The organism is Serratia sp. JKS000199 (assembly GCF_900215455.1).
Classification (GTDB): Bacteria; Pseudomonadota; Gammaproteobacteria; order Enterobacterales; family Enterobacteriaceae; genus Serratia; species Serratia ureilytica.
This window is the reverse complement of sequence record NZ_LT907843.1, coordinates 2,738,013-2,750,536: the sequence shown is the minus strand read 5'-3', so window position 1 is coordinate 2,750,536 and position 12,524 is coordinate 2,738,013. Positions and strand designations below refer to the sequence as shown.

Sequence of the window (12,524 nt, the reverse complement as noted above, 5' to 3'; positions counted from 1 at the left end):
AAATAAATATTAATGCGCTTTATCTTCACGGACAGAAGCCTGCAGGGCTTCCGCGAACGATCTCGCCAGGGTTTTCCGCTGCGCGGGGGCAACGCTGGTGTTGATCAAATTAGTGACCATATTGCCCAGCACCATCAGGGAAAGATCGGTGGGGGTATGGTGTTTTTCCAGAACATTGACCAGCTCTGAGAGCAGTTGTTCAACGTGTTCGTCACTGTAACGGGATGATTGTGGCATAAAATTGCGCTTAGTAATCTGCAAAGTGCCCTATCTTACCGTATAGGACAGTGATTTTCCGCTCTTTTATCACTTCCTGTCATTCGGGAAAGGGTTCGCCCGCGACGGGGCGGCTCACCGCTGCGCCTTTCCGGTTTGCCGCGGTTTTTTAGTATTGCAGGGCGGGGCCTTCAGTGTTTGAATACGCGCCTAAAGAACAGGAGGATTTACCATGAGTCTGGATATCGACCAGATCGCTCTGCACCAGTTGGTGAAACGCGACGAGCAAACGCTGGACGTGGTGCTGCGCGATTCCTTGCTTCCCACCAACGCGGCGGTGGAAGAAATGATGGCGGAACTGCATCGCGTCTACAGCGCCAAGAGCAAGGCCCTGGGCTTGTTCAACGAGGGCAGCGAGCTGGCGGAAGCGCTGCGCACCTGCCGCAAGGACGATAAGGACTTTCTGGCCTTCAGCCGCGCGGCGACCGGCCGTCTGCGCGACGAACTGGCGAAGTATCCATTCGCCGAAGGCGGCGTGGTGCTGTTCGGCCAATACCGTTATCTGGCGGTCGAGTACCTGCTGATCGCGGTGCTGAACAGTCGTAACAGCATGCGCGTCAACGAAGAGCTGGATATCAACACTACGCACTATCTGGACATCAACAACGCCGATATCGTTGCGCGCATCGATCTGACCGAGTGGGAAACCAACCCGGAATCGACCCGCTATCTGACCTTCCTGCGCGGGCGCGTGGGCCGTAAGGTCGCCGACTTCTTCATGGATTTCCTGGCGGCGTCCGAAGGGTTGGACACCAAGGCGCAAAACCGCGGGCTGCTGCAGGCGGTGGACGACTACTGCGCCGACGCGCAGCTGGACAAGAATGAACGCCAGTCGGTGCGCCAGCAGGTGTACAGCTATTGCAACGAACAGCTGCAGGCGGGCGAAGAGATCGAACTGCAGGCGCTGTCGCAGGAACTGTCGCCGGTCGGTGAGAAAGACTTCATGCAGTTCTCCAGCGAGCAAGGGTATGAGCTGGAAGACAGCTTCCCGGCGGATCGCGGCACGCTGCGCCAGCTGACCAAATTCGCCGGCAGCGGCGGCGGTATCAGTCTGAACTTCGACGCCATGCTGCTGGGCGAGCGCATTTTCTGGGATGCGGCCACCGACACGCTGACCATCAGGGGCACGCCGCCGAACCTGCGCGATCAGCTGCAGCGCCGGACCGGCAGCGGCAAGTAAGCTTGCCGAATCGCAGACAATAAAAAACGCCGCAATTGCGGCGTTCTTTACTTCGGCGTCCCGAAAGGTTCGAAAACGTAGCGATTAAACGCGAACGAAGTCGATGTGAGCCAGTTTTGGCTTGAACGGGTGACGCTGTACAGCCTGAACCTTAACTTTGGTTTCTTTACCGTCGATAACCAGAGTTACTGCTTCGCTGTAGAATTCTGGTTTAGCTTCCATGTTCTTGACAGAATCATGATCCAATTCGATGGAAACTGCAGCTTCTTTGCCACCGTAAACGATAGCTGGGAATTTGTTTGCTGCACGCAGGCGGCGGCTCGCACCTTTACCCTGGTCTTTACGTACTTCTGCATTGATAGTGAACATTGTTTTTTCTCTTAAAAGAAAATTTACCCTGCTACAGGCGACCCAAGTAGCAAGTTCGGAATTCCGCTTTAACGCTGGGCAGGCCCAGGTAAAGCGCGCGGCATTTTAACGGAAAGCCGCCCGCAGGGCAACGAAAACCTGCCCAGATTGAGGGCCGTTCGCTCAGGCCAACTGATTGGCACGGCGGAAACGGCCTTGATAATCGAACACTTTCTCACGCACCTGCCAAAACTGCCCGCGCTTGCGTGCCACCACGAAATCCGGATGGCGCAGCGATTGCTGTTGCGCCAGCACGTCGGCGGCGGTGTGCCAGGCGAACGGCACGCCCGGCGCGCGCTGGTGCGGGCGCAGGAACAGCATCTCGAACGCTTTGCGCTGCGCCGGCGTCTGCAGGCGGAAGCGCTCGCTGGTGCTGGTGCCGTCCTCGTCGTAATAGATGGCCTTCAGCCATTCGCCCTTATCGTCGCGGCCGCTTTGCAACTCCATGCCGCCGCAGCGCAGCACCAGCGCGTCTTTCAGCTTCAGCGCCGCCTTCAGCATGTCGTCGGGATCGACCAACACCTCCTGACACTGATGGCAGCGGCGTGCGGCGATGTCGTTCTCCGCGCCGCAGTGCGGGCAGCTCTTGAACCGGAAGCGGTAATCGCACTGTTCGCGGTGGCCGTCGTCGTCCTCCAGCCAGCCCTGGCAGCGGCGGCCGTAGTGTTCGATGATGTCGCCGTTTTCGGTGCACTTGCCCCAGAACAGGTTGGCGAAACCGCAGGCCGGGCAGAACACCTGCACCGGCTGGCTGTCGCCGTGCGGCTTGCTGACGCCGACCTCCGGCGTAAACAGATCGTGCGGGTTGCCGGCGTAGTCGAGGATCAGGCAATCCTTTTTGTCGGGCGCCAAACGCAGCCCGCGCCCGACGATCTGCTGATACAGGCTGACGGACTCGGTGGGGCGCAGGATAGCGATCAGATCGACGTGCGGCGCGTCGAAACCGGTGGTCAATACCGCTACGTTGACCAGATAGCGCAGCCGCTGCTGTTTGAACGCCTCGATGAGCGCATCGCGCTCGGCGGGCGGCGTTTCGGCGCTGACCAGCGCGGCTTCGCCGTTCGGCAGCAGGCCGTGGATCTCACGGGCGTGCTCGACGGTGGCGGCGAAGATCATCACGCCTTTGCGATCGTCGGCGTACTCCACAATCTGGCTGATGATGTGCGGCGTGACGCGGTTTTGCCGCTTCAGCTCACGGTTCAGATCCGCTTCGCTGAACAGGCCGTTGCTTCTGGCTTCCAGCCTGCTGAAGTCATATTGCACGATCGGCATATCCAGCCGCTCCGGCGGCACCAGGAAGCCATTCTTGATCATGTAGCGCAGCGGCAGCTCGTAGATGCAGTCGCGAAACAGACTGGCGCCGTCGCCGCGGGTGAAACCGTGGTAGTGGTACTGATAAATCCAGCCTTTGCCCAGCCGGTACGGCGTGGCGGTCAGCCCCAGCAGCCGCAATTGCGGGTTGGTTTTCTGCAGGTGCTGGATGATTTGCTGGTACTGGCTGTCGTCGTCGTCGCTGATGCGATGGCATTCATCGACGATCAGCAGCGAAAAGGCGCCGTCGAACAGCGGCAGGTTGCGCGCCACCGACTGCACGCTGCCGAACACCACCTTGCCGGCGCTCTCTTTTTGTTGCAGCCCGGCGGCGAAGATGTCCGCCTCCAGGCCGTAGGCGCAGTATTTGGCGTGGTTTTGCGCCACCAGTTCCTTGACGTGCGCCAACACCAGCACTCGCCCACGGGCGCGTTTCGCCAGCTCGGCGATCACCAGGCTTTTGCCGGCGCCGGTCGGCAGCACGATCAGCGCCGGCTCGGGATGCCGCCGGAAATGGTTGATGGTGGCTTCGACCGCTTCCAGTTGGTAGGGGCGTAGGGTAAAGGCCATAAATGAACGCCGTAGGTTGGAATGGGCCGCGGGGGTTAGGTTTGTCAGCGCTGTTGCCACAGAAACGCTGACATTTTACGCCCCGGGCGACCGAGAAATGTCTATATTATGCCTTCTGAGCGCGCGCGGTGCGAGAAGCGTGAAAATTACCCCTGTCGGGCAGCGCGTTGTGCCGCTATACTCGTGTGACAGCAATCGCTGTGCCCCCACGCGATTTCCCCCCTGAGCCTGCCATTTGCACCCGGTGCAACGGCGGGCGTCATATTTTGGCAATACGATCAATGCGATCATAACAACGACAGGCAAAGCAGATCCCATGCGATTGGACAAGTTTTTATCTCAGCAGTTAGGCATCAGCCGTGCGCTGGTCGCGCGCGAACTTCGGGCTAAACGCGTCACCGTAGACGGTGAGGTGGTGAAGAGCGGGGCTGTCAAACTGACCCCGGAACAAGAGGTGGCGTTCGACGGCAATCCGCTGCAGCAGCAGAACGGCCCGCGCTATTTCATGCTTAACAAACCGCAGGGTTACGTCTGCTCCACCGACGATCCCGATCATCCGACGGTGCTGTACTTCCTCGATGAGCCGGTCGCGTACAAACTGCACGCCGCCGGGCGGCTGGATATCGACACCACCGGGCTGGTGCTGATGACTGACGACGGCCAGTGGTCGCACCGCGTTACCTCGCCGCGCCACCACTGCGAGAAAACCTATCTGGTGACGCTGGAGCACCCGCTGGCGGAAGACACCGCGCAGCGTTTCGCCGCAGGGGTGCAACTGCACAACGAGAAAGATCTGACGCGGCCGGCGACGCTGGAGCAGGTTGACGAGCATGTGGTGCGCCTGACCATCAGCGAAGGGCGCTACCACCAGGTGAAGCGGATGTTCGCTGCGGTCGGCAATCGGGTGATCGAATTGCACCGTGAGCGCATCGGCGCCATCGTGCTGGATGACGATCTTGCGCCGGGCGAATACCGCCCACTGACCGAAGAAGAGATCGCCAGCGTGGGCGCGCCGCACCTGCAGGACTGATAACCGATCATTGATTGCGGCCGATTAAGGAGTCGTGGAACGTGCAACAGAACCGAACCTCTCATCTCGGTTTGATTTTCATTCTGGGCCTGCTGTCCATGCTGATGCCGCTGGCCATCGACATGTACCTGCCCAGCATGCCGGTGATCGCCGCCCAGTTTGGCGTCGAGTCCGGCAGCGTGCAGATGACGCTCAGCGCCTATATGCTCGGCTTCGCCTTCGGGCAGCTGTTCTATGGGCCGATGTCGGACAGCATCGGCCGCAAACCGGTGATCCTGTGGGGAACGCTGATCTTCGCCATCGCCGGTTGCGCCTGCGCCATGGCGCAGTCGATCGATCAGCTGATCGGACTGCGTTTCTTGCACGGACTGGCCGCCGCCGCCGCCAGCGTGGTGATCAACGCCTTGATGCGCGACATGTTCACCAAGGACGAGTTCTCGCGCATGATGTCGTTCGTCATTCTGGTGATGACCATCGCGCCGCTGCTGGCGCCGATGATCGGCGGGGCGCTGCTGCTGTGGTTCAACTGGCATGCCATCTTCTGGACCATGGGCGCCGCGGCGCTGATCGGTTCACTGCTGGTGGCCTTGTTCATCAAGGAGACGTTGCCGAAAGAGCGTCGACAGCGGTTCCACCTGCGCACTACGCTGGGCAACTTCGGTTCGCTGTTCCGCCACAAGCGGGTGCTGAGCTACATGCTGGCCAGCGCCTTCTCGTTCGCCGGCATGTTCTCGTTCCTCAGCGCCGGGCCGTTCGTCTACATCGAACTGAACCAGGTTTCGCCGCAGCACTTCGGTTACTACTTTGCGCTGAATATCGTCTTCCTGTTCCTGACGACGCTGATCAACAGCCGCAACGTGCGGCGGTTCGGCGCGGTCAAGATGTTCAAACTGGGGCTGCTGGTGCAGCTGGCGATGGGGCTGTGGCTGCTGGCGGTGAGCGCCGTCGGGCTGGGCTTCTGGGCGCTGGTGATCGGCGTAGCGGTCTATCTGGGGTGCATCGCGATGATCTCCTCCAACGCCATGGCGGTGATCCTGGATGATTTTCCGCATATGGCGGGCACCGCGTCTTCCCTGGCCGGCACGTTGCGGTTCAGCATCGGCGCGCTGGTGGGCGCGGTTCTGTCGATGGCGCCGGGCAAGAGCGCCTGGCCGATGGTCACTTCGATGGCGCTGTGCAGCATTGTGGCGGTGTTGTTCTATCTGTACGCCAGCCGGCCGCGCGATCGCGCAGCCTGACGTTCTCCTGGTTCGGGGCGAAGTTGCCCCGAGCCGTCACAGGGTTGCGCCTTGCCAGTTTGCGGTGCAACCGGCAATGAAAATTTTGTTGCCAAACATATGCCTGCTAATTAATGGGGCATTTACCCTTCTGTGTGCTTTTTGTTAAAAAATACCGTCGCTGAGCTGCCCGATATCCTCCGGTATGCGCGGCGTTTTGCCGGCGGGTCGGTGCGGGCGGTTTGCATTAGGGGTGATGTAAATCAAGGTATTAGCGGAGGACGGTGCGCTAACGCGACGGGTGAAATGTTTCTTCAATGTAAAAATATGGCGACGAAAAAGTAGTCGCATTGCAAGAAAAAAGAGTTGAGATCGCTGCGGGAAAGGGTTACATATAACGCAAAAATGCGAGCTGAGTCGCAAAATGCCGTGAAATAACACCGCACGGCGCGCCAAAAAATGGCACGGCATCGGCAAGCACGGGGTCAGGTTAATGGCTTGCGGCAAAATTTACATTTAAATAACATTTGTGCGCGGCAGAGTCGGGAGTCAACGGCTATAACTTAGTAACCCTGTCAGGTAAAAGTGTTTCACCTTTTCAAACTAGGGATTTCATGTGGAGAGTATCCAACTTTCGGTAGTGCATCGCTTGCCGCAAAGTTATCGTTGGCTATCCGGTTTCACCGGCGTAAAGGTCGAACCGATTCCGTTTAACGGAATAGACGAGGATAACAACCTGATTGGACTGAAGCTGCTCAGCCATGAAGGGGCCGAGGCCTGGCAGGTGATGCAACAGCTTAATCTGTCGTTGCAGGAGATTCAGGTCGACTGCGCGATCGTCGAATGGGAAGGGGAACCTTGCCTGTTCGTGCAGCGCAGCGATGAGAGCGCGACGATGTGCCGCCTGAAAAACGTCGGCGCCGCGATCGCCGAACCGCTCAGCGCGCAATACCCCTTCTGAATTCGCCGCTAATCCGCCAACTGCAACAGTTGTCGGGTATAGTCGGCTGCGGGCGCCGCGAAAATCGCCCGACAGTCTCCCTGCTCAACCACTTCTCCCTGTCGCAGCACAATCACCTGGTGGCACAGCGAACGCACCACCTGCAGGTCATGGCTGATGAACAGATAAGCCAGCCGGTGGCGTTGCTGCAGCGATTTCAGCAGCGTCAGGATCTGCGCCTGCACCGATTTATCCAGCGAAGAGGTCGGCTCGTCGAGGATCAGCAACTGCGGCTGCAGGATCAGCGCACGCGCGATGGCGATGCGCTGGCGCTGGCCACCGGAAAACTCGGTGGGGTAGCGGTGGCGCAGCTGCGGATCCAGGCCGACCTCCTGCAACACCTCGATCACGCGCTGTTCGCGCTGCTCGGCGTTCAGCCGCTGGTGCACTTCCAGCCCTTCGGCGATGATCTGCTGTACGTTCAGGCGCGGGTTGAGGGCGGAATACGGATCCTGAAAGACGATTTGCATCCGGCTGCGGTAGGGCAGCATTTGTTTCATCGTCAGCGGGTGGAGCGGTTCGCCGTCGAACCAGATGGCCCCCTGCGAGGCCAGCAGACGCAATAGCGCCAGCCCGGTGGTGCTTTTACCCGATCCGGATTCCCCCACCAGCCCCACGCTTTCTCCGGCGCGCAGTTCGAAACTCAATGACTTCAACGCATAGTGATAGTCCACCGTGCGGCGAAGCAGGCCGCGCCGAATGGGGAATCGCACCTGCAGATCTTCCACCTTGAGCAGCGGCCGCTCATCGCCGGGGCGCGCGCTGGCTGCGGCCGGCAGCGGCAGCGGTTCGCCGACGTCCTCGGCGGCCAGCAGTTGCCGTGTGTAGGGATGCTGCGGCCGGCTGAACAGCTGTGCGCGGCCGTTTTGCTCCACGCAACGGCCCTGACGCATCACCGCCACGTTGTCCGCCAGACGGCGCACAATATTCAGGTTATGGGTGATGAACAGCAACCCCATGCTCATTTCTTGTTTCAATTCTTGCAACAGCGTCAGGATCTGCGCCTGGATAGTTACGTCGAGCGCGGTGGTGGGTTCGTCGGCAATCAGCAATTTCGGGCGGGTTAACACCGCCATGGCGATCATCACGCGTTGGCGTTCACCGCCGGAGAGCTGATGCGGATAGTCCTGCAACCGGGTTTTGGCCTGGCGGATGCCGACGCGCTCCAGACAGTCGACGATCTCTGCGCGTGCGGCTTCGCGCCGCAGGCCGCGGTGCAGCATCAGCACTTCCGCCAGTTGCTTCTCAATGGTGTGCAGCGGATTGAGCGACACCATCGGTTCCTGAAAGATCATCGCGATCTGATTGCCGCGCACCTTGCGCAGTTCAGCCTCCGGCGCATGCAGCAACGAGTTGCCGTTGAACAGAATATCGCCGCCAGGGTAAACCACCGGCGGCGCGGGCAGCAGTCGCAGTATCGACAGGGCGGTGACGCTTTTGCCGGAGCCGGATTCTCCCACCAGCGCCAGCGTTTCCGCCGGGGCTATCTGCAAAGAGAGTTCGTTGACCACCGGCGTGACGGCGTCGCCCTGGCGGAAGGCGATGCTGAGATCCTGGATGGCGAGCAGAGGTGTAGCCATATCAATGCGCCTTGCTGGGGTCAAAGGCGTCGCGTACCGCTTCGCCGATAAAGATTAATAACGACAGCAGCACTGCCAGCACCAGGAAGGCGGTGATGCCGAGCCACGGCGCCTGCAGATTGTTTTTGCCTTGCAGCAGCAGTTCGCCGAGCGACGGCGAACCGATCGGCAGACCGAAGCCGAGAAAATCGAGCGACGTCAGGGTGGTGATCGAGCCGCAGAGGATAAACGGCAGGAAGGTCAGCGTCGCCACCATGGCGTTGGGCAGCATGTGGCGGGACATGATCACGCGATCCGGCACGCCCATGGCGCGCGCGGCGCGGATATAGTCATAGTTGCGGGTGCGCAGGAACTCGGCGCGCACCACGCCCACCAGGCTCATCCAGCCGAACAGAATAGTGATGCCGAGCAGCCACCAGAAATTGGGCTGGACGATGCTCGACAGCAGAATGATCAGAAACAGCGTCGGCATGCCCGACCACACTTCGATAAAGCGTTGCCCCCACAGATCGAAACGCCCGCCGTAATACCCCTGTGTCGCGCCGACGCACACGCCGATCAGGCTGGAAAACAGCGTCAGCGCCAGGCCGAACAGCATCGAAATGCGAAAACCATACAGCACGCGGGCCAGCACGTCGCCGCCGTTGCTGTCGGTGCCCAGCAGGTTATGGCGCGAAGGCGGGGAGGGGAAGGGCACCTCGGTGGCGAAGTTGATCGTGTCGTAGCTGAAACGGATCGGCGCCCAGATCGCCCAGCCATGCCGGTCGATTTGGCGCTGGACGAACGGATCCTGATAGTCGGCTTCGGTGTTCAGTTCGCCGCCGAACGCGGTTTCGCTGTAGTTGATCATAAACGGCAGGTATAGCCGGCCTTCATAACGCACCAACAGCGGTTTGTCGTTGGCGATAAGATCGGCGGCCAGGCTGAGCGTGAACAGCGCCAGAAAGATCCACAGTGACCAGTAACCGCGGCGGTTGCGGCGAAAACGCGCCCAGCGCGCCTGATTGATCGGGCTAAGGCGGCTCATTGGCGGGCCTCGAAGTCAATGCGCGGATCGACCAGGGTATAGGTGATATCGCTGAGGATGTTCAACAGCAGGCCGATCAGGGTGAAGATATACAGCGTGCCGAACATCACCGGGTAGTCGCGCTGCAGCGTGGCGTCGTAACCCAGCAGCCCCAGGCCGTTGAGCGAGAACATCACCTCAATCAGCAGCGAGCCGGTGAAAAACATGCTGATAAAGGTGGCCGGAAAACCGGCGATCACCAGCAGCATGGCGTTGCGGAACACGTGGCGGTACAGGATCTTTTTCTCGTCCAGGCCCTTGGCGCGGGCGGTGGTGACGTACTGTTTGCGGATCTCGTCGAGGAACGAGTTTTTGGTCAGCATGGTCAGGGTGGCGAAACCGCCGATCACCGTCGCCAGCACCGGCAGCGTGATGTGCCACAGATAGTCGGCGATCTTCGCCGGCCACGAGAGGGTATCGAAGTTGCTGGAGACCAGGCCGCGCAGCGGGAACCAGTCGAGATAGCTGCCGCCGGCGAACAGCACGATCAGCAGGATGGCGAACAGGAACGCCGGAATGGCGTAGCCGATAATGATCAGCGTGCTGCTCCAGGTATCGAACGCGCTGCCGTTGTGGACGGCCTTGCGGATGCCGAGCGGGATCGACACCAGATAGATGATCAGCGTGCTCCAAAGGCCCAGCGTGATGGAGACCGGCAGGCTTTGGCCGATCAGTTGCATCACCGAAGCGCCGCGAAACAGGCTGTCGCCGAAGTCAAAACGCATGTAGTTCCACAGCATGGTGAAGTAGCGTTCGTGCAGCGGTTTATCGAAGCCATAACGCTGGGTGATCTCGGCGATCACCTCCGGATCCAGGCCGCGCGAGCCGCGGTATTGCCCTTCGGTCGCGGCCGGGACGCCGGCTCTGGCGTGCCCCAGGCCTTCATTGACCCCGCCGCTGCCGAAACCGCTGCCCTGACCCAGTTCGATGGCGGCGATGGCCTGATCGACCGGGCCGCCGGGGGCGATTTGCACGATAAAAAAGTTGATGGTGATGATCGCCCACAGCGTAGGGATCACCAGCAACAGTCTGCGTATCAGATAGGCTGCCATGCCGACTCCTTATTGCCGTTGAGCCGGCAAGCGCGCCGCCTTGTTGACGTCGTACCACCAGTTGTCGAAGCCGATGGCGTAGGCCGGGCGGATCGGCGGCGTGGAGAACTTGTCCCAATAGGCGTAGCGGTCGTGGTTGGAGTACCACATCGGCAGCATGTAGCGGTTCCAGGTCAACACCCGATCCAACGCGCGGCCGAGCGGCAGCAGCGCTTTTTCGTCGCCCTGATGCTCAGCGATTTGCCTGACCAGGCTGTCGACCGCCGGGTCCTTGACGCCGGGGGTGTTATAGCTGGAGTTGATGTACTCCGAATCCCAAATGATGCGTAAATTGGCGGTGGGGAACGGCATCGCCATGTACACCGTCGGCATCATATCGAAGTCGCGTTCGCGCATGCGGCGCGTATATTGCGAGGCGTCGATCTCGCGGATTGCCATATCGATGCCCAACCGCTGCAGGTTGTGGCGGAACGGCAACACGTACTGGAAGTTGCTGCCGCTCAGCAGCATCAGCTCAAAGGCGAACGGCTGGCCGGTTTTGGCGTTGACCAACTTTTGATTTTTGACCACCCAACCGGCCTCTTGCAACAGTTGGGTCGCCTTCAGCAGATTTTGCCGATCGTTGCCGCTGCCGTCGGAGGCGGGCGGTTGATAGATGCTGGTGAACACCTCAGGCGGCACCTGGCCTTTGAGCGGCGCCAGCAGCGCCAGTTCGGCGGCGTCCGGATAGCCGCGGGCGGCGTAGGCGGTGTTTTGGAAATAGCTGTCGGCGCGTTGATAGGCGTTGTAATACAGCGCCTTGTTCATCCAGTTAAAGTCGAAAGCCAGGGTGATCGCCTCGCGCACGCGCGGGTCGGCAAACAGCGGTTTTTGGATGTTGAACGCCAGCCAGCGGGTGTTTTGCGCCGCCTGGTTGGTCTCGTCCTGTTTGATGATGTAGTTGCGCGCGAAGTTGCCGCCCTGATACTGGGTGGCCCAGCTCTTGGGCGACGGCTCGATGCGGAAATCGTAAGCGCCGGCCTTGAACGCTTCCAGCGCCACTTTATCGTCCAGATAATAATCGTAGCGAATGCTGTCGAAGTTATAGCGGCCGCGGTTCACCGGCAGGTTGGCGGCCCAGTAGTCGCGCACCCGTTGATAGGTGATGTACTGGCCGAGGCGATAATCGCCGATTTTATACGGGCCGCTGGCCAGCGGCGGCGTGTTGAGCGGCTCGTTGAGCTTATGGTTTTGCCAAAAGGCGGCCGGGAGAATAGGCAGGCTGCCGAATAACGACAGCATCGCTTCTTTGTTCGGCTGCGGGAATTCAATGCGCACCGTCAACCGAGAGATGGCTTTGACCGTGACGCCTTTGTAGTAGGAGCGAAACTGCGGAACGCCCTCGGCCATGAATTTGCTGAAGGTGAAGGCCACGTCGGCGGCGGTGATCGGGCTGCCGTCGTGGAAACGCGCGCGGGCGTTGATATCCACTTCCACCCAACGCATGTCGGCCGGGAAGCGCGCCGATTCGGCAATCAACGGATAAAAGCTGCCGGGTTCGTCGTCGGACGTTGCGAACAGAGTATCGTAGAGTTCGTCGGTACGCGCGCCGGGCACGCCCCGGGTAGCGAAGCGGTTGAAGTTATCGTAGGTGCCGATGGCCGCCAGGCGCACGTCGCCGCCCTTGGGGGCCGCCGGATTGACGTAGTCGAAATGGCTGAAGTCGGCGGCGTATTTCGGTTCACCGAGAAGGGCGAAAGCGTAGCTTTCGTTGAGGGCTTCGGCCTGCGAGGCGAAGCTCAGTGCCGAAAGCACCAGAGCAGCGAAAATGCGCACGGACATCAGACGGTAAGCT

Annotated in this window: 11 protein-coding genes; 4 read left to right on the top strand and 7 right to left on the bottom strand. The window is 60.3% G+C overall.

The genetic code is table 11. The features are described from left to right. Nucleotides 1-9: 9 nt before the first annotated feature. Nucleotides 10-237: a YejL family protein gene (locus tag CPH57_RS13100; protein WP_004935782.1), complete on the bottom strand. Its 228-nt coding sequence runs from the start codon at nt 235-237 to the stop codon at nt 10-12. A gap of 211 nt (nt 238-448) precedes the next feature. Here CPH57_RS13100 and yejK point away from each other — a divergent pair, with 211 nt between their 5' ends. Further along, nucleotides 449-1,456: a nucleoid-associated protein YejK gene (gene yejK / locus CPH57_RS13095; protein ID WP_033643824.1), complete on the top strand. Its 1,008-nt coding sequence runs from the start codon at nt 449-451 to the stop codon at nt 1,454-1,456. A gap of 84 nt (nt 1,457-1,540) precedes the next feature. Here the strand turns inward: yejK and rplY are convergent, their stop codons facing one another. After that, entirely contained in the window at nt 1,541-1,825 is a 285-nt protein-coding gene (gene rplY, locus CPH57_RS13090; protein ID WP_004935776.1) for a 50S ribosomal protein L25, read from the bottom strand. A gap of 162 nt (nt 1,826-1,987) precedes the next feature. Further along, on the bottom strand, nt 1,988-3,745 hold the full coding sequence (locus tag CPH57_RS13085; RefSeq protein ID WP_047574306.1) for a DEAD/DEAH box helicase: 1,758 nt from the start codon (nt 3,743-3,745) through the stop codon (nt 1,988-1,990). Between the two features lie 316 nt (nt 3,746-4,061). Here CPH57_RS13085 and rsuA point away from each other — a divergent pair, with 316 nt between their 5' ends. The 3 genes from rsuA (at nt 4,062) to CPH57_RS13070 (ending at nt 6,953) form a co-directional block, all read left to right on the top strand. Next, the gene (gene rsuA, locus CPH57_RS13080) at nt 4,062-4,775 is read left to right on the top strand and encodes a 16S rRNA pseudouridine(516) synthase RsuA (protein ID WP_033652527.1); all 714 of its coding nucleotides are present in this window, start codon (nt 4,062-4,064) and stop codon (nt 4,773-4,775) included. 41 nt (nt 4,776-4,816) lie between these two features. Next, nucleotides 4,817-6,013, top strand: a complete 1,197-nt coding sequence (locus CPH57_RS13075; RefSeq protein ID WP_033652528.1) for a Bcr/CflA family multidrug efflux MFS transporter — start codon at nt 4,817-4,819, stop codon at nt 6,011-6,013. A gap of 595 nt (nt 6,014-6,608) precedes the next feature. Beyond that, nucleotides 6,609-6,953, top strand: coding sequence for a YejG family protein (locus tag CPH57_RS13070; RefSeq protein ID WP_004935763.1), 345 nt, complete (start codon nt 6,609-6,611; stop codon nt 6,951-6,953). Nucleotides 6,954-6,961: 8 nt separating this feature from the next. Here the strand turns inward: CPH57_RS13070 and yejF are convergent, their stop codons facing one another. From yejF to CPH57_RS13050, 4 genes are read right to left on the bottom strand one after another with little or no spacing between them, the layout of a single operon-like run. After that, nucleotides 6,962-8,572: a microcin C ABC transporter ATP-binding protein YejF gene (yejF, locus tag CPH57_RS13065; protein ID WP_060660447.1), complete on the bottom strand. Its 1,611-nt coding sequence runs from the start codon at nt 8,570-8,572 to the stop codon at nt 6,962-6,964. Nucleotide 8,573: 1 nt separating this feature from the next. Next, entirely contained in the window at nt 8,574-9,599 is a 1,026-nt protein-coding gene (locus CPH57_RS13060; RefSeq protein WP_042785062.1) for an ABC transporter permease, read from the bottom strand. Next, complete coding sequence (locus tag CPH57_RS13055) at nt 9,596-10,690, bottom strand: microcin C ABC transporter permease YejB (protein WP_033643818.1); 1,095 nt, start codon at nt 10,688-10,690, stop codon at nt 9,596-9,598. The genes CPH57_RS13060 and CPH57_RS13055 overlap by 4 nt, the downstream gene beginning before the upstream one ends. A gap of 9 nt (nt 10,691-10,699) precedes the next feature. Beyond that, a complete protein-coding gene (locus CPH57_RS13050; RefSeq protein ID WP_033643817.1) occupies nt 10,700-12,511 on the bottom strand; it encodes an extracellular solute-binding protein in 1,812 nt (603 codons plus the stop codon). Nucleotides 12,512-12,524: the final 13 nt, after the last annotated feature.

Coding starts and splice junctions, on each gene's coding strand:
- CPH57_RS13055 (WP_033643818.1), bottom strand. CDS start 10,690: ATGGCAGCCTATCTGATACGCAGACTGTTGCTGGTGATCCCTACGCTG.
- CPH57_RS13085 (WP_047574306.1), bottom strand. CDS start 3,745: ATGGCCTTTACCCTACGCCCCTACCAACTGGAAGCGGTCGAAGCCACC.
- yejK (WP_033643824.1), top strand. CDS start 449: ATGAGTCTGGATATCGACCAGATCGCTCTGCACCAGTTGGTGAAACGC.
- rplY (WP_004935776.1), bottom strand. CDS start 1,825: ATGTTCACTATCAATGCAGAAGTACGTAAAGACCAGGGTAAAGGTGCG.
- CPH57_RS13060 (WP_042785062.1), bottom strand. CDS start 9,599: ATGAGCCGCCTTAGCCCGATCAATCAGGCGCGCTGGGCGCGTTTTCGC.
- yejF (WP_060660447.1), bottom strand. CDS start 8,572: ATGGCTACACCTCTGCTCGCCATCCAGGATCTCAGCATCGCCTTCCGC.
- CPH57_RS13100 (WP_004935782.1), bottom strand. CDS start 237: ATGCCACAATCATCCCGTTACAGTGACGAACACGTTGAACAACTGCTC.
- CPH57_RS13050 (WP_033643817.1), bottom strand. CDS start 12,511: ATGTCCGTGCGCATTTTCGCTGCTCTGGTGCTTTCGGCACTGAGCTTC.
- rsuA (WP_033652527.1), top strand. CDS start 4,062: ATGCGATTGGACAAGTTTTTATCTCAGCAGTTAGGCATCAGCCGTGCG.